The sequence below is a fragment of the Streptomyces sp. NPDC040410 genome, assembly GCF_055595715.1.
In genome coordinates this window covers 208,009-223,234 of record NZ_JBVIVK010000003.1, presented here as the reverse complement: position 1 = coordinate 223,234, position 15,226 = coordinate 208,009, and the positions used below count along the sequence as shown (strand labels likewise).

17 protein-coding genes and 1 pseudogene are annotated in these 15,226 nt (G+C 68.2%); 13 read left to right on the top strand and 5 right to left on the bottom strand.

All coding sequences use genetic code 11. The features are described from left to right. Positions 1–161: 161 nt before the first annotated feature. From secY to truA, 10 genes are all read left to right on the top strand, one after another. Complete coding sequence (gene secY / locus ACZ562_RS08310; protein ID WP_471175197.1) at positions 162–1,475, top strand: preprotein translocase subunit SecY; 1,314 nt, start codon at positions 162–164, stop codon at positions 1,473–1,475. After that, complete coding sequence (locus ACZ562_RS08305) at positions 1,475–2,128, top strand: adenylate kinase (RefSeq protein WP_471175195.1); 654 nt, start codon at positions 1,475–1,477, stop codon at positions 2,126–2,128. Before secY ends, ACZ562_RS08305 begins: the two co-directional genes overlap by 1 nt. Positions 2,129–2,333: 205 nt before the next feature. Further along, positions 2,334–3,170, top strand: a complete 837-nt coding sequence (map, locus tag ACZ562_RS08300; RefSeq protein ID WP_471175193.1) for a type I methionyl aminopeptidase — start codon at positions 2,334–2,336, stop codon at positions 3,168–3,170. Positions 3,171–3,391: 221 nt separating this feature from the next. Further along, positions 3,392–3,613 carry a translation initiation factor IF-1 gene (gene infA / locus ACZ562_RS08295; protein WP_003948620.1) on the top strand — a complete coding sequence of 74 codons (222 nt, stop codon included), beginning with the start codon at positions 3,392–3,394 and terminating at the stop codon, positions 3,611–3,613. Positions 3,614–3,675: 62 nt separating this feature from the next. Beyond that, complete coding sequence (gene rpmJ / locus ACZ562_RS08290; protein ID WP_003998809.1) at positions 3,676–3,789, top strand: 50S ribosomal protein L36; 114 nt, start codon at positions 3,676–3,678, stop codon at positions 3,787–3,789. Between the two features lie 187 nt (positions 3,790–3,976). Continuing rightward, complete coding sequence (gene rpsM / locus ACZ562_RS08285; protein WP_030811707.1) at positions 3,977–4,357, top strand: 30S ribosomal protein S13; 381 nt, start codon at positions 3,977–3,979, stop codon at positions 4,355–4,357. A 64-nt stretch (positions 4,358–4,421) separates the two neighbouring features. Continuing rightward, positions 4,422–4,826 carry a 30S ribosomal protein S11 gene (gene rpsK, locus ACZ562_RS08280; protein WP_003956432.1) on the top strand — a complete coding sequence of 135 codons (405 nt, stop codon included), beginning with the start codon at positions 4,422–4,424 and terminating at the stop codon, positions 4,824–4,826. A 146-nt stretch (positions 4,827–4,972) separates the two neighbouring features. Continuing rightward, complete coding sequence (locus ACZ562_RS08275; protein ID WP_003966937.1) at positions 4,973–5,995, top strand: DNA-directed RNA polymerase subunit alpha; 1,023 nt, start codon at positions 4,973–4,975, stop codon at positions 5,993–5,995. Between the two features lie 172 nt (positions 5,996–6,167). Then, entirely contained in the window at positions 6,168–6,710 is a 543-nt protein-coding gene (gene rplQ / locus ACZ562_RS08270) for a 50S ribosomal protein L17 (RefSeq protein WP_471175191.1), read from the top strand. A gap of 91 nt (positions 6,711–6,801) precedes the next feature. After that, a complete protein-coding gene (gene truA / locus ACZ562_RS08265; RefSeq protein WP_471175189.1) occupies positions 6,802–7,656 on the top strand; it encodes a tRNA pseudouridine(38-40) synthase TruA in 855 nt (284 codons plus the stop codon). 46 nt (positions 7,657–7,702) lie between these two features. Here the strand turns inward: truA and ACZ562_RS08260 are convergent, their stop codons facing one another. Further along, positions 7,703–8,581, bottom strand: coding sequence for a hypothetical protein (locus tag ACZ562_RS08260; RefSeq protein ID WP_471175187.1), 879 nt, complete (start codon positions 8,579–8,581; stop codon positions 7,703–7,705). Between the two features lie 406 nt (positions 8,582–8,987). Between ACZ562_RS08260 and rplM the strand changes: the two genes are divergently transcribed. The 3 genes from rplM (at position 8,988) to glmM (ending at position 11,558) form a co-directional block, all read left to right on the top strand. Further along, on the top strand, positions 8,988–9,431 hold the full coding sequence (gene rplM, locus ACZ562_RS08255; protein ID WP_471175185.1) for a 50S ribosomal protein L13: 444 nt from the start codon (positions 8,988–8,990) through the stop codon (positions 9,429–9,431). 41 nt (positions 9,432–9,472) lie between these two features. After that, positions 9,473–9,985: a 30S ribosomal protein S9 gene (rpsI, locus tag ACZ562_RS08250; protein WP_471175183.1), complete on the top strand. Its 513-nt coding sequence runs from the start codon at positions 9,473–9,475 to the stop codon at positions 9,983–9,985. A 214-nt stretch (positions 9,986–10,199) separates the two neighbouring features. Next, a complete protein-coding gene (glmM, locus tag ACZ562_RS08245) occupies positions 10,200–11,558 on the top strand; it encodes a phosphoglucosamine mutase (protein ID WP_471175181.1) in 1,359 nt (452 codons plus the stop codon). Positions 11,559–11,650: 92 nt separating this feature from the next. Here glmM and ACZ562_RS08240 read toward each other — a convergent pair whose 3' ends face one another. From ACZ562_RS08240 to ACZ562_RS08225, 4 genes and pseudogenes are all read right to left on the bottom strand, one after another. Then, positions 11,651–12,589, bottom strand: a complete 939-nt coding sequence (locus ACZ562_RS08240) for a DUF389 domain-containing protein (RefSeq protein WP_471175179.1) — start codon at positions 12,587–12,589, stop codon at positions 11,651–11,653. A 207-nt stretch (positions 12,590–12,796) separates the two neighbouring features. Further along, complete coding sequence (gene coaA / locus ACZ562_RS08235; protein ID WP_471175672.1) at positions 12,797–13,765, bottom strand: type I pantothenate kinase; 969 nt, start codon at positions 13,763–13,765, stop codon at positions 12,797–12,799. A gap of 264 nt (positions 13,766–14,029) precedes the next feature. Further along, positions 14,030–14,662 (bottom strand): transposase, encoded by a 633-nt coding sequence (locus ACZ562_RS08230; protein WP_471175177.1) that lies wholly within the window; start codon positions 14,660–14,662, stop codon positions 14,030–14,032. A 124-nt stretch (positions 14,663–14,786) separates the two neighbouring features. Next, positions 14,787–15,137, bottom strand: a pseudogene (locus ACZ562_RS08225) (helix-turn-helix domain-containing protein); the annotation flags it as partial. Between the last annotated feature and the right edge of the window lie 89 nt (positions 15,138–15,226).

Genomic DNA, 15,226 nt, shown 5'->3' with positions numbered 1-15,226 from the left:
GGGCAGTCTCGCCGGTATGGTGGCCTGCACTGCCTACTTTCACAGAGTGCTTCAGCTGGGGCACTCTGAGCGGCAGTCGACCGTTACGTAATTCGTCGTTCTATTCGGACTCTCAAGACCGTCACCCTTGACGCAGTAGCGCGGGGGTCGCAGGAGGCACCGTGCTCACCGCGTTCGCCCGGGCGTTCAGGACGCCCGACCTGCGCAAGAAGCTGCTCTTCACGCTCGGCATCATCGTGGTCTACCGGGTCGGTACCCACATCCCGATCCCGGGCGTCAACTACACGGCCGTCCAGCAGTGCGTGGACGAGGCCTCCGGCAACCAGGGCCTCTTCGGTCTGGTCAACATGTTCAGCGGTGGCGCGCTGCTGCAGATCACGATCTTCGCGCTGGGCATCATGCCGTACATCACGGCGAGCATCATTCTGCAGCTGCTGACCGTGGTGATCCCGCGCCTGGAAGCCCTGAAGAAGGAGGGCCAGGCCGGCACGGCGAAGATCACGCAGTACACCCGCTACCTGACCGTGGCGCTCGCCATCCTGCAGGGCACCGGTCTGGTGGCCACCGCCCGCAGCGGCGCCCTGTTCTCCGGCTGCACCGTGGCCAGCGGGATCGTCCCGGACCGTTCGATCTTCGCCACCATCGTCATGGTCGTCACCATGACCGCCGGTACGGCCGTCGTCATGTGGCTCGGCGAGCTCATCACCGACCGTGGCATCGGCAACGGCATGTCGATCCTGATGTTCATCTCGATCGCCGCGACCTTCCCCTCCGCGCTGTGGGCCATCAAGAAGCAGGGCGACCTGGCGGGCGGCTGGATCGAGTTCGGCACCGTCATCGCCGTCGGCCTGGTCATGGTCGGCCTCGTGGTCTTCGTGGAGCAGGCCCAGCGCCGCATCCCGGTGCAGTACGCGAAGCGCATGATCGGCCGCCGTTCCTACGGCGGTACGTCCACCTACATCCCGCTGAAGGTGAACCAGGCGGGTGTGATTCCCGTCATCTTCGCGTCGTCGCTGCTCTACATCCCGGCACTGATCGTCCAGTTCACCAACTCCACGTCGAGCTGGGCTGCTTGGATCAGGAAGAACCTCGCGGACACGGCGGCACCCGCGCACATCACGCTGTACTTCTTCCTGATCGTCTTTTTTGCCTTCTTCTACGTGGCCATCTCCTTCAACCCCGAGGAAGTCGCCGACAACATGAAGAAGTATGGTGGCTTCATCCCGGGCATCCGGGCTGGCCGACCGACCGCTGAGTACCTCAGTTACGTGCTCAACCGGATCACCTGGCCGGGTTCGCTGTACCTGGGCCTGATCGCTCTTGTGCCGACGATGGCGTTGGCTGGTTTCGGGGCAAACCAGAACTTCCCGTTCGGCGGGACCAGCATCCTGATCATCGTGGGTGTCGGTCTTGAGACCGTGAAGCAGATCGAGAGCCAGCTCCAGCAGCGCAATTACGAAGGGTTCCTCCGCTGATGCGTATCGTCCTCGTCGGGCCGCCGGGTGCCGGTAAGGGAACGCAAGCTGCGTTCCTCGCCAAGAACCTGTCCATCCCGCACATCTCAACGGGCGACCTGTTCCGGGCCAACATCAGCAAGCAGACGGAGCTCGGCAAACTCGCGAAGTCCTACATGGACAAGGGCGAGCTGGTGCCGGACGAGGTCACCATCGCGATGGCCAAGGACCGCATGGAGCAGCCGGACGCCGTGAACGGCTTCCTGCTGGACGGCTTCCCGCGCAACGTCTCGCAGGCCGAGGCGCTGGACGAGATGCTGAAGTCCGAGGGCATGAAGCTGGACGCCGTGCTCGACCTCGAGGTCCCCGAGGAAGAGGTGGTCAAGCGGATCGCCGGCCGCCGTATCTGCCGCAACGACTCGTCGCACGTCTTCCACGTGTCCTACAAGGCACCGAAGCAGGAAGGCGTCTGCGACGTCTGCGGCGGGGAGCTCTACCAGCGCGACGACGACTCCGAGGACACCGTCCGCACGCGGCTGGAGGTCTACCACACGCAGACCGAGCCGATCATCGACTACTACAAGGCCCAGGGCCTGGTGGTCACGATCTCGGCGCTCGGCAAGGTGGAGGACGTCACCGCTCGCTCGATGGAGGCGCTCAAGCGGGGCGAGTAGCTCTGCGCCTGTCCGGCCGCGGTTCCCTCCGGGGGCCGCGGCCGACGTGTGTGCGGGGTGAGCGCGGCCGTCGTCCCGGGGGCTCTGCTCCCGGGCCCCCGCCGGCCTGGACGGCCACGTCCCCAGACGCCGGACGGGCTGGATGTGCTCGCCCCGTATCGTTGATGGTGTCCGTATCTCCCTGGTCCAGAAAGGCCGTAGCCGTATGGTGCAGATCAAGTCCCCCCAGCAGATCGCCAAGATGCGTGAGGCGGGGTTGGTCGTTGCCGCCATTCACGCGGCGACCCGCGAAGCCGCCGTTCCCGGGGCCACGACCAAGGATCTGGACCAGGTGGCCCGCAAGGTGCTCGCCGAGCACAACGCCAAGCCGAACTTCCTCGGCTACGGCGGCTTCCCCGCGACGATCTGCACCTCCGTGAACGAGGTCGTCGTCCACGGCATCCCCTCCGACGACGTCGTCCTCAAGGACGGGGACGTCATCTCCATCGACTGCGGCGCGATCATCGACGGCTGGCATGGAGACGCCGCCTACACCGCCTTCGTGGGGTCGGGGCACGCTCCGGAGCTGATCGAGCTCTCCCGGGTGACCGAGGAGTCGATGTGGGCCGGTATCGCGGCCATGAAGCAGGGCAACCGGCTCGTCGACATCTCGCGGGCCGTCGAGACGTACATCCGCCGTCAGCCCAAGCCGGGTGGCGGGAAGTACGGGATCATCGAGGACTACGGCGGCCACGGCATCGGCACCGAGATGCACATGGACCCGCACCTGCTGAACTACGTCGACCGCCGCCGGGGCAAGGGCCCCAAGCTGGTCCCCGGTTTCTGTCTCGCCATCGAGCCGATGGTCTCCCTGGGCACCCCGAAGACGGAGGTCCTGTCGGACGACTGGACCGTGATCACCACGGACGGCACATGGTCCTCCCACTGGGAGCACTCCGTCGCCCTGACGGAGCAGGGTCCGCTGGTGCTCACTGCTCCGGACGGCGGAAAGGCGAAGCTCGCCGAATACGGAATCACGGCGGCTCCGGACCCACTGGCCTGAGGCCGAGACGGGGTCGGCGGCAGGGCGAAGCCGGCGCGTACGGGTCAGGGCACCGGATCCGCTCGGTTAATGATCTCCGGCGTGGGGCAGACTTCCTCGATTCGTCTTTCCGGGTGCACTGACGTAGACTGACTCGTCGGCTCTCGTGCACCCGCATGTCTGCATGCGCCCGTAAGGGATGCAAGGGAGTCGATCAAGGTAGTCGATTCGAAGGGCGAAGCGTGGCCAAGAAGCAAGGTGCCATCGAGATCGAGGGCACTGTCGTCGAGTCTCTTCCGAACGCCATGTTCAAGGTCGAGCTCCAGAACGGCCACCAGGTCCTGGCACACATCAGCGGCAAGATGCGTATGCACTACATCCGCATCCTCCCTGACGACCGGGTCGTGGTGGAGCTGTCTCCGTACGACCTGACGCGTGGCCGGATCGTCTACCGCTACAAGTAGATCTTGCCCACGTCCCGCGCGAGCGGGGCCGCCGGCAACTGACCCGGAGAACCTCACATCCCATGAAGGTCAAGCCGAGCGTCAAGAAGATCTGCGACAAGTGCAGGGTGATCCGCCGTCACGGTCGGGTCATGGTCATTTGCGAGAACCCGCGCCACAAGCAGCGCCAGGGCTGACGCACGACCGAACCTCTGCGGTTCGCAGATCTTCGCGCGACGCGAGCAGTACATGTTCATACGCAGGACCCAGGCACCCCGGTGCCTGACACCCCCGGCTCGGAGGCCGGGGACCCAGTTCGTACCTGGTACGGCGGCTGGGAGCCGGTCCTGTGGAAGACCTCCGAAGATCACCAGGAGCCATTGAATGGCACGCGTTTCCGGTGTTGACATCCCGCGCGAAAAGCGCGTGGAGGTCGCCCTCACCTACGTGTTCGGCATCGGCCGGACCCTTTCGCAGGAGACGCTGGCAGCGACCGGCGTCGACCCGAACACCCGCGTTCGCGACCTCTCCGAGGAGCAGCTCGTCGCGATCCGCGAGTACGTGGACAACAACATCAAGACCGAGGGTGACCTCCGTCGCGAGATCCAGGCCGACATCCGCCGCAAGGTCGAGATCGGCTGCTACCAGGGTCTGCGTCACCGCCGCGGTCTGCCCGTCCGCGGTCAGCGCACCAGCACGAACGCCCGTACCCGCAAGGGCCCGCGTCGCGCCATCGCCGGCAAGAAGAAGCCGGGCAAGAAGTAGTCCACAGCGGACGCCTGTCCACGGTCTTCGCTGTAGGACCGACCACCTCCCGTAGGAGTTATAGATGCCCCCCAAGGGTCGTCAGGGCGCTGCCAAGAAGGTGCGCCGCAAGGAAAAGAAGAACGTCGCTCACGGCCACGCGCACATCAAGAGCACGTTCAACAACACGATCGTCTCGATCACGGACCCCTCGGGCAACGTGATCTCCTGGGCCTCCGCCGGCCACGTCGGCTTCAAGGGCTCGCGCAAGTCGACCCCCTTCGCCGCGCAGATGGCCGCCGAGTCGGCCGCCCGCCGCGCGCAGGAGCACGGCATGCGCAAGGTGGACGTGTTCGTCAAGGGTCCCGGCTCCGGCCGTGAGACCGCGATCCGCTCCCTCCAGGCCACCGGCCTCGAGGTCGGCTCGATCCAGGACGTCACCCCCACCCCGCACAACGGCTGCCGTCCGCCGAAGCGTCGTCGCGTCTGACGCACGGCAGTTCTGGGATTTCGGGCGGTACGGCACCGTAAAAGGGCCGTATCGCCCGTACCCTTGCAGTACCCCGTGCCGCTTTCGGCTCGGTTCCGTCGGACGTCAAATAGCGGGCGTCCACGAAAGAAGGATCTGATCCACACATGCTGATCGCTCAGCGTCCCTCGTTGACCGAAGAGGTCGTCGACGAGTTCCGCTCCCGGTTCGTGATCGAGCCGCTGGAGCCGGGCTTCGGCTACACCCTCGGCAACTCCCTGCGTCGTACGCTCCTCTCCTCGATCCCGGGTGCGGCGGTCACGTCGATCCGCATCGACGGCGTTCTGCACGAGTTCACCACCGTGCCGGGCGTCAAGGAGGACGTCACCGACCTCATCCTCAACATCAAGCAGCTGGTCGTCTCCTCGGAGCACGACGAGCCTGTCGTGATGTACCTGCGCAAGCAGGGCCCGGGCCTCGTGACCGCCGCCGACATCGCGCCCCCGGCCGGTGTCGAGGTGCACAACCCCGACCTCGTCCTCGCCACGCTCAACGGCAAGGGCAAGCTGGAGATGGAGCTGACGGTCGAGCGCGGCCGCGGTTACGTCTCCGCCGTGCAGAACAAGCAGGTGGGCCAGGAGATCGGCCGGATCCCGGTCGACTCGATCTACAGCCCCGTGCTCAAGGTCACCTACAAGGTCGAGGCGACCCGTGTCGAGCAGCGCACCGACTTCGACAAGCTGATCGTCGACGTCGAGACCAAGCAGGCGATGCGTCCGCGTGACGCCATGGCCTCCGCCGGCAAGACGCTGGTCGAGCTGTTCGGTCTCGCCCGCGAGCTCAACATCGACGCCGAGGGCATCGACATGGGCCCGTCCCCCACGGACGCCGCCCTCGCCGCCGACCTGGCGCTGCCGATCGAGGAGCTGGAGCTCACCGTCCGGTCGTACAACTGCCTCAAGCGTGAGGGCATCCACTCCGTGGGTGAGCTCGTCGCCCGCTCCGAGGCGGACCTCCTGGACATCCGTAACTTCGGTGCGAAGTCCATCGACGAGGTCAAGGCGAAGCTGGCCGGTATGGGCCTGGCCCTGAAGGACAGCCCGCCCGGATTCGACCCGACCGCCGCGGCCGACGCGTTCGGTGCCGATGACGATGCTGACGCCGGTTTCGTGGAGACCGAGCAGTACTGAGTGCTCCGCGGGGTGGCCGTACTGCGACTGCGGGCCGGCTGTGGCCGGTCGCGCAGTTCCCCGCGCCCTTTCCAGGCCCCTTCGGGGGCCTGGATCTCCGACGGGCAGCCGCTCGCTCGGATACTGACCCCGGTACCTGATACGGCCGGGGCAGACACCTAGGAGAAACACCATGCCGAAGCCCACCAAGGGTGCCCGTCTGGGCGGCAGCGCCGCGCACGAGAAGCTGCTCCTCGCGAACCTCGCGAAGGCGCTGTTCGAGCACGGCCGTATCACCACCACCGAGGCGAAGGCCCGCCGCCTGCGCCCGTACGCCGAGCGTCTGGTCACCAAGGCGAAGAAGGGCGACCTTCACAACCGCCGTCAGGTGCTCCAGGTCATCACGGACAAGAGCGTCGTCCACACGCTCTTCACCGAGATCGGCCCGCGCTACGAGAACCGTCCGGGTGGCTACACCCGCATCACCAAGATCGGTAACCGCCGTGGCGACAACGCGCCCATGGCCGTCATCGAGCTGGTGGAGGCGCTGACGGTGGCGCAGCAGGCGACCGGCGAGGCCGAGGCCGCCACCAAGCGTGCGGTCAAGGAAGACGCCCTCAAGAAGGAGGAGGCCGTCGAGGCCAAGTCCGACGAGGTCGTCGAGGACGCCGCGCCGGCCGAGGAGGCCGCCGAGCCCGCCGCGGAAGCGGCTGACGAGAGCGGCAAGGACGCCTGAGGCTCTGCCTTGCGTTGAGCGGGTCCGCCCCCTGCGGGGCGGGCCCGTTCTCACGTTTTCGCGGAGCATGCAGCGCTGAGAGGATCTAGGGGTGAGTGACGACGTACAGCCCGGGTTCGTACGGGTGCGGATGGATCTCTCGTACGACGGGACCGCGTTCTCCGGGTGGGCCAAGCAGGCCGGGGGACGGCGCACCGTGCAGGGCGAGATCGAGGACGCCCTGCGTACCGTCACCCGGTCCAGGGAGACGTACGAGCTGACCGTGGCCGGCCGCACCGACGCCGGCGTGCACGCCAGGGGACAGGTCGCCCATGTCGATCTGCCCCGGGAGGTCTGGGCCGAGCACCACGGCAAGCTGCTCAAGCGTCTCGCCGGGCGCCTGCCCAGGGATGTACGGGTGTGGGCTCTCAGGGAGGCGCCCAGCGGCTTCAACGCCCGCTTCTCCGCCGTCTGGCGCCGGTACGCCTACCGCGTCACCGACAACCCGGGCGGGGTCGACCCCCTCCTGCGCAACCACGTCCTGTGGCACGACTGGCCGCTCGACGTCGACGCCATGAACGAGGCGGCGCGGGGGCTCCTCGGCGAGCACGACTTCGCCGCCTACTGCAAGAAGCGCGAGGGCGCGACCACCATCCGCACGCTCCAGGAACTGCGGCTCGAAAAGGGCGCCGACGGGATCATCACCGCCACCGTCCGGGCCGACGCCTTCTGCCACAACATGGTGCGCTCGCTGATCGGCGCCCTGCTGTTCGTCGGCGACGGGCACCGCGGGCCCGAGTGGCCCGGGAAGGTGCTCGCGGCGGGCGTACGGGACTCCGCGGTGCACGTCGTACGGCCGCACGGGCTGACGCTGGAGGAGGTCGGCTACCCCGCCGACGAGCTGCTGGCCGCGCGGAACAAGGAGGCGCGGAACAAGCGGTCGCTGCCCGGCGCCGGGTGCTGCTGACCCCGCTCCGGGCGGGCCCGGCTCGGAGGCCGGGCCCCGGGCCCCGCTACTGGTTGGCCGCGGCCGACGCCTGGGCCTCGCCCCGGCGGCGGATCTGGCGGAACGCGAACTCCGCCAGGTCGTCCCCGGTTGTGTACACCTTCGTGTCCTTCGTCGTCACGTCCTTGCCGCCGGTGAAGCCGGCGATCGTGAAGTAGGCGTAGCGGCCGTAGGCATTGGTCGTGGAGCGGCAGACGGCGGAGTTGCAGAACGCCTTGACGCCCTCGCCGGACAGCGACTCCACGATGCTCTTGCTGTCGGCCTGGCCCTTCGCCTTGGTGGCCTGGGCCTCGGTGTCGAAGACGGCCACACCGACCGTCACCGCGACGCCGTCCCTGGTGTAGGTGACGCGCAGCAGACGGGTGCAGTCGTTGCTGGTGAGGACCTTGGCGAGAGTGCCCTGGGCGGCCGACGCGCAGTTCTTCGTATCGGCCTCCGGGCCCTTCTTGTACACGGTCTCGCCCACGGTCAGCTGCGTGCCCGGGAAGAGGATGTCCACGCCGAGCGGCGCCGTGTCCTTGCTCTTGCTGGCGACGAAGTCCTTCGGGTCCAGCGGGGGAGGCGCGCTGGTCGGGGCGAACGACGGGGCTGTCCCGGAGGACTCGCTCGGGATGTCCGCGGTCGCCGGCAGCTGGGACGGCTTGTTCGACGCCTCGTCGCCGCCGCCCGAGGACACCAGGGCCGCGGCGACGACGGCGCCTATCGCCACGGTGGCGAGCGCTCCGCCGCCTATGAAGAGAACCCGGCGCCGCTTGTTGCGCGTCTCGGAGGCCTCGGCGAGCGCGGCCCAGTCCGGGGTCTGGTCGGTGCCGCGGTTCCACGACTGCTGGGAATTCGGTTTCCAGGGATCCCACTGGGACTGGGGTCCCCCCTGCCCATAGTTCATGGGGACGCATCTTAGACGGGGGACGCGGGGTGCCGGATCTCCTCAAGGGGCCCTGAAGTCACTGGCGTTCGGCTGGGAGGCGAGCGCAAAAGCGACATCTGGGGGTGGTTGGTGCGAAGACGGGCCTCACTCTCCGTGCCCGGATCGTCGCAGATGTGGGGCCGGTAGAGTGGATGTCGGCAGCGATCCCTCGTTTTGACCCGTCCGGGTCCCCCCAGGTATCCTGCTTGTTCGTTATGTGTATTGGCTTGCTCATTCTCACGTGAGGGGCCCTTACACCGGTCCACCAGGCCGATGACCAGCGACCAGCACGCGGTTTGCGTCACCGCAGTGCGGTCAGGGCTGTCGTGATCGTCTTCGGTGACCTTGTCAGGACCATTCACTGAAGAAGCGAAGGCTACGAACCGTGCGTACGTACAGCCCCAAGCCCGGCGATATCACCCGCCAGTGGCATGTCATCGATGCCCGGGACGTCGTCCTGGGCCGTCTGGCGTCGACCGCCGCGACCCTTCTGCGGGGCAAGCACAAGCCGATCTACGCGCCGCACGTCGACACTGGTGACTTCGTCATCATCATCAACGCCGACAAGGTGCACCTGTCCGGCAACAAGCGGACGCAGAAGATGGCGTACCGCCACTCCGGCTACCCGGGTGGTCTGCGCTCCGTCCGTTACGACGAGCTGCTCGACAAGAACCCCGAGAAGGCCGTCGAGAAGGCCGTCAAGGGCATGCTCCCGAAGAACACCCTGGGCCGTCAGATGCTCTCGAAGCTGAAGGTCTACGCGGGCGAGAACCACCCGCACGCTGCGCAGCAGCCGGTTCCGTTCGAGATCACCCAGGTCGCGCAGTAAGTCCGGCCACCCCTAAGACCGAAGAGAATCTGAGGAGAATCGTGGCCGAGACCACTGCCGAGCAGCCGCTCGAAGAGATCGACATCGACAGCTACACCACGGAGTCGGACGTCCCCGTCGAGGGCGAGTACACCTCCGAGTCCCTCGCGTCCCGCTTCGGCGAGCCGCAGCCGGCCGCCGGCCTGGGCCGTCGCAAGAACGCCATCGCCCGCGTCCGGATCGTCCCGGGCACCGGCAAGTGGAAGATCAACGGTCGCACCCTCGAGGACTACTTCCCGAACAAGGTGCACCAGCAGGAAGTCAACGAGCCCTTCAAGGTGCTCGAGCTCGAGGGCCGTTACGACGTCATCGCCCGCATCGCGGGTGGCGGTGTCTCCGGTCAGGCCGGTGCGCTCCGTCTCGGTGTCGCCCGTGCGCTGAACGAGGCCGACGTCGACAACAACCGCGGCCCGCTCAAGAAGGCCGGCTTCCTCCGCCGCGACGACCGTGCGGTCGAGCGGAAGAAGGCCGGTCTGAAGAAGGCCCGCAAGGCCCCGCAGTACAGCAAGCGCTAAGCTTCGCTGCCTGCTCGTCCCTCGAACGCCCCGGCGGCACGCCACTGTGCCGCCGGGGCGTTCGTTTATCACGACCGTGGGCGTATAACGGCACAAGACGCTCAAAGACTTGTGTGATCGGATGCCTGGGCATGGAATGCCTGGGACGCGGAAGCCGCGTGTACGGGCTGCGCCGGCACTGGCTTATGGAACTGACGCTTCCTCAGGAGGACAAGTGGGACGACTCTTCGGCACGGACGGCGTGCGCGGTGTCGCCAACGCGGATCTGACGGCCGAGATGGCCCTCGGCCTCTCTGTCGCCGCGGCGCACGTACTGGCCGAGGCGGGAACGTTCGAGGGCCACCGGCCGACCGCCGTGGTCGGGCGGGACCCGCGCGCGTCCGGGGAGTTCCTGGAGGCCGCCGTGGTCGCCGGCCTCGCCAGCGCGGGCGTGGACGTCCTGCGCGTCGGCGTGCTGCCGACGCCGGCCGTGGCCTATCTCACGGCCACGCTCGGCGCCGACCTCGGCGTGATGCTGTCGGCCAGCCACAACGCCATGCCCGACAACGGCGTCAAGTTCCTCGCGCGCGGCGGGCACAAGCTCGACGACGAGCTGGAGGAACGGATCGAGGCCGTCTACGAGGAGCACCGCACCGGCGCTCCCTGGGACCGGCCGACCGGCGCCGGCGTGGGGCGCGTACGGACGTACGAGGAAGGCTTCGAGCAGTACGTCGCCCATCTCGTCGGCACGCTTCCGAACCGGCTGGACGGCCTGAAGATCGTCCTCGACGAGGCGCACGGAGCGGCCGCGCTGGTCTCGCCCGAAGCCTTCTCGCGGGCCGGTGCCGAGGTCGTCACGATCGGCGCCGAGCCGAACGGGCTCAACATCAACGAGGGCTGCGGCTCCACGCACCTCGGCCTCCTCAAGGCCGCCGTCGTCGAGCACGGCGCGGACCTCGGCATCGCGCACGACGGTGACGCCGACCGCTGCCTGGCCGTCGACCACACGGGTGAGGAGGTGGACGGCGACCAGATCATGGCCGTACTCGCGCTGGCGATGCGGGAGCGTTCCGCACTGCGCTCCGGCACCGTCGTCGCGACGGTCATGTCGAACCTCGGCTTCAAGCTGGCGCTGGAGCGGGAGGGGCTGACGCTCGTCCAGACCGCGGTCGGTGACCGCTATGTGCTGGAGGAGATGAAGGAGCACGGCTACGCCCTCGGCGGCGAGCAGTCCGGGCACGTGATCATTCTGGATCACGCGACGACGGGCGACGGCACGCTGACCGGGCTGATGCTGGCCGCACGGGTCGCGGAGACCGGGCGGTCACTGCGTGAGCTGGCGGCTGTCATGGAGCGGCTGCCGCAGGTGCTGATCAATGTGCCGGACGTCGACAGGTCCCGGGTCGGCAGCTCGGCCGAGCTCGCCGCCGCCGTTGCCGAGGCGGAGCAGGAGCTGGGCGAGACGGGGCGGGTGCTGCTGCGGCCGTCGGGTACGGAGCCGCTGGTTCGTGTGATGGTCGAGGCCGCCGACATCGATCAGGCGCGGTCTGTGGCCGGGCGGCTCGCGGATGCGGTGAAGTCCGCGCTGGGCTGATCGGTCGGGTGGGGGCGGGGATTTCTGCGGAGTGCGGGCCGCTGGTTCGTCGTGGCTTGTCGCGTGGTTCCCCGCGCCCCTGAGGCCTGCCCTCAAGGCATGCTGGTGCGCCGGCGCTGCTTGGCCCACAGCCATTTCTGGGTCACGAGGGTGAGGGTGCCCGCCACGACGATGCCCAGGAGGTTTAGCAGGAGCTGGTTCGTCGAGCCGATCGTCTGGCTCATGTCGCCGTAGCTGAGTGCGACTGCCGCGTTGGCGGCGGCCGGGACCGTCGTCACCGAGATGGCCACGCCCACCAGGGCACCCGACTTGGCGGAGGTCAGGGAGAGGGTGCCGGCGACGCCGGCGAGGACGGCCACGACGAAGGAGAAGGCGTCGGGCGCGTAGACGAAGCTGGTGTTGGGGCGTTCGGCCTCCAGCAGGTCCTTGCTGAAAAGGTCCAGCGCGTCCATGAACCAGCTGAAGCCCACCGTGACCGCCATGGCCACCGCGAAGCCGACCAGCAGCGCGATCAGCGAACGCAGCGCCAGGCGCGGCGCCCGCTGCACGATCGAGGTGGAGATTCCCGCCAGCGGACCGAACTCCGGGCCGACCGCCATCGCGCCCACGATCAGGACCGCGTTGTCGAGCACCACACCGCAGGCCGCGATCATGGTGGCCAGCGTGATGAAGGCGACGTAGGTGACGGAGAGCGTCGACTCCTCGTGCGTCGCGTCCGTCAGGTGCTCCCACAGCACCGCGTCCGCGCCCTCGCCGGGCGCCTCCGCCTCGGCCTGCTCGGCGCGCTTGGACAGCGACAGGTCGATGTTCTCGACGGCGATGGAGCCGGTGCGGTCGATGCCCAACACCTGCAGCCCGCTGAGGAGTTCGTCACCGGCCTCGCGTGCCACGTCGCACATCACGACGTCCCCGGCGGGGTTGCGGGCGGCGCCGGGAACGACGACGACGTGCGTGGTGCCGACCGTCGTCTCGATCAGACGGACCACGTCGTCGGTCTTCTCGGCCGGAGTGATCAGGCGCAGATGCAGCATGAGGCCTTTCTAACAGGCCTTCGTCACGGCTCCCGGACAGGCCCTAGTGCCGCGTCAGCCAAGGTTCGCCCCGTCGCGACGCCCGGCACGCCCTCTCGCCGCACCGGCCGAAAGCCCAGTACGTCCAGTACGAGGACTTCCAGCCGGCACGCCGAGAGCACGCACCGGACGCCGCTCCTTGACGGGCAAACCTTGGCTGACGCGGCACTAGAGCTTGCGCAGGCTCAGCCGCTGCACCTTGTGGTCCGGGCCCTTGCGCACGACGAGGGTGGCCCGGCCGCGGGTGGGGGCGACGTTCTCGGTCAGGTTGGGCCGGTTGATGGTGCGCCAGGTCGTGCGCGCGTAGTCGAGGGCATCCTCCTCCGACACCTGTGTGTACTTGCGGAAGTACGACGACGGGTTCTGGAAGGCGGTCGCGCGCAGCTTGTTGAAGCGGTTGAGATACCAGCGCTCGATGTCCTCGGTGCGGGCGTCGACGTACACGCTGAAGTCGAAGTAGTCGGCGAGACCGACCCGGGTGCGGCCGTCCTTGCCGGGCAGCGCGGGCTGCAGCACGTTCAGGCCCTCGACGATCAGGATGTCGGGGCGGCGGACCGTGAGCTTCTGACCGGGGACGATGTCGTAGATGAGGTGGGAGTAGACGGGGGCCGTGACCTCGTCCTTGCCCGCCTTGATGTCGGCGACGAAGCGGGTGAGGGCGCGGCGGTCGTACGACTCGGGGAAACCCTTGCGCGACATCAGGCCGCGGGCTTCCAGCTCCTTGGTGGGCAGCAGGAAGCCGTCCGTGGTGACCAGCTCGACGCGGGGGTGTTCGGGCCAGCGGGAGAGCAGGGCCTGCAGGAGGCGGGCGACGGTGGACTTGCCGACCGCCACGGAACCGGCGACCCCTATGACGAAAGGGGTGCCGGACTGGGAGCCCTGCTCGCCGAGGAAGGTGTTCAGGGCGCCTCTGAGGCCGTCCGTGGCGCCGACGTAGAGGTTCAGGAGCCGGGACAGCGGGAGGTAGATGTCCCGCACCTCGTCGAGGTCGATGACGTCGCCGAGGCCACGCAGCTTCTCGACCTCCTCGGCGGTGAGCGGCAGCGGCGTCTTGTCGCGCAGCGCGCTCCACTCGGATCGGGTGAGGTCGACGTAGGGAGTCGCCTCCGGCCGCTGCCGGTGGGCGCTCCGGGGCATCGAGGAGACCGGAGAGATCACAGTCCAATTGTTAACGGAGTTTGAAGGGGGTGGGGGGTGGAGTGCGTCACGCAGGGGCAGGGGCAGGGGCAGGGGCAGGGGCAGGGGCAGGTCGGGGGTGCCCGCGCGTCGCCAGGATGCTCGGGTTCGAGGGAGCACTCCGGCTTCGTGGCCCGCTGAAATATCCGAATTCGGGCACGAAGTGCCGTGTTCCGCCAGCTCCCGACGCTTAGTGGTCGACGCCGGAAGTCCTTCGGGGGTTGATCAGGCTGCCAGTGCGACGGAGGATTCTTGGTGTCGGTCGGTGAGGGTGTGCCGGTCGAGCCGGGCCAGCAGATCGTCCAGGTCGGAGGTGGTGAACTTCCACTGGAACGGCTGTGCCGTGGCGTTGTAGCGGTCTTCGAAAGCTCGGAGCCGGTCCCGGACCTCGGTCAGGTCCGTGAAGTCGTTGGGTTGGACGACCTTGCGCTGCACGATGGAGAAGAAGATCTCGATCTGGTTGGTCCAGGAGGCGTGGATGGGAGTGTGAACCATGACCGCGTTCGGAAACGCCGTGGTCAGACGGTCGATGGCCTTCTTCCCCCGGTGGGAGGAGCCGTTGTCGACGATCCAGAAGACGCGTTTCGCGCTGGCGTAGGGCTCGGTGGCCATGACCTGGGCGACCAGGGCCATGAAGGGCACGATGCCGGTCTTCGGCTCGCAGCGGCCGAAGACCTTCGCGCGGTGGACGTCGTAGGAGGCCAGGTAGGCCAGCGCGCCGCCGCGGCCGTACTCGTGGTTGACGCGCATCGCCCGGGCCCGGCCCGGGGCCAGGGTCGGATGGCAGCGGCAGCGGGCCTGGACCGAGGTCTTCTCGTCGCTGGAGAGGACGTACTCGTCCTCGCCCCAGCGGGGCACCCTCGAATGTGCGGGCGTAGAGGTCCAGGACCCGCTGGGCCTTGGCGCGGAAGTCCGGGTCGCGGATGAAGATCCAGGACCGGTACTGCCAGGGCTTGAGCGCGTCCTCGCGCAGCCAGCGGCGCACAGTGGACGCGGAGACGGAATCGGTGATCCCGCGCGCGGTCAGCTCGGCGGCCAGCTCCGGGCACGACCAGCGCGCCAGCGGTACGCCGGTCTCGGCGGGCAACTGGCAGGCCAGCGCCTTGGCCTCTGCGACCTGCACCGGAGTGAAACGGGCGGGGCGTCCTGAGCGCTTGCGATCAGCCAGGGCCGGCAGCCCGCCGGCGGCGAACCGGCCCCGCCAAGCGCGAACCGTGTCCATGTGCAAACCCGTCTCGCGGGCGATGCGCGCGTTGGAGCGCCCCCGCGCCGCGTGCAGGACGACCTGCGCGCGGACCCGCAGCCGGTACTCGGTCTTGTGACCGTAGGCCATCTTCTTCAGCCGCTCGCGCTCGGCGGCGGTTAGCAGCACGGGGCGGGCGCAGGGTATGCGCATGGCAGGAGGAACGGCCGATCTCGTGA

Bases quoted from the DNA above. Each gene is read 5' to 3' on its own strand.
- map (WP_471175193.1), top strand. From the start codon at position 2,334: ATGGTGCAGATCAAGTCCCCCCAGCAGATCGCCAAGATGCGTGAGGCG.
- rpsK (WP_003956432.1), top strand. From the start codon at position 4,422: ATGCCCCCCAAGGGTCGTCAGGGCGCTGCCAAGAAGGTGCGCCGCAAG.
- rpsM (WP_030811707.1), top strand. From the start codon at position 3,977: ATGGCACGCGTTTCCGGTGTTGACATCCCGCGCGAAAAGCGCGTGGAG.
- ACZ562_RS08240 (WP_471175179.1), bottom strand. From the start codon at position 12,589: ATGCTGCATCTGCGCCTGATCACTCCGGCCGAGAAGACCGACGACGTG.
- rpmJ (WP_003998809.1), top strand. From the start codon at position 3,676: ATGAAGGTCAAGCCGAGCGTCAAGAAGATCTGCGACAAGTGCAGGGTG.
- ACZ562_RS08275 (WP_003966937.1), top strand. From the start codon at position 4,973: ATGCTGATCGCTCAGCGTCCCTCGTTGACCGAAGAGGTCGTCGACGAG.
- rplQ (WP_471175191.1), top strand. From the start codon at position 6,168: ATGCCGAAGCCCACCAAGGGTGCCCGTCTGGGCGGCAGCGCCGCGCAC.
- coaA (WP_471175672.1), bottom strand. From the start codon at position 13,765: ATGCCCCGGAGCGCCCACCGGCAGCGGCCGGAGGCGACTCCCTACGTC.
- ACZ562_RS08260 (WP_471175187.1), bottom strand. From the start codon at position 8,581: ATGAACTATGGGCAGGGGGGACCCCAGTCCCAGTGGGATCCCTGGAAA.
- ACZ562_RS08305 (WP_471175195.1), top strand. From the start codon at position 1,475: ATGCGTATCGTCCTCGTCGGGCCGCCGGGTGCCGGTAAGGGAACGCAA.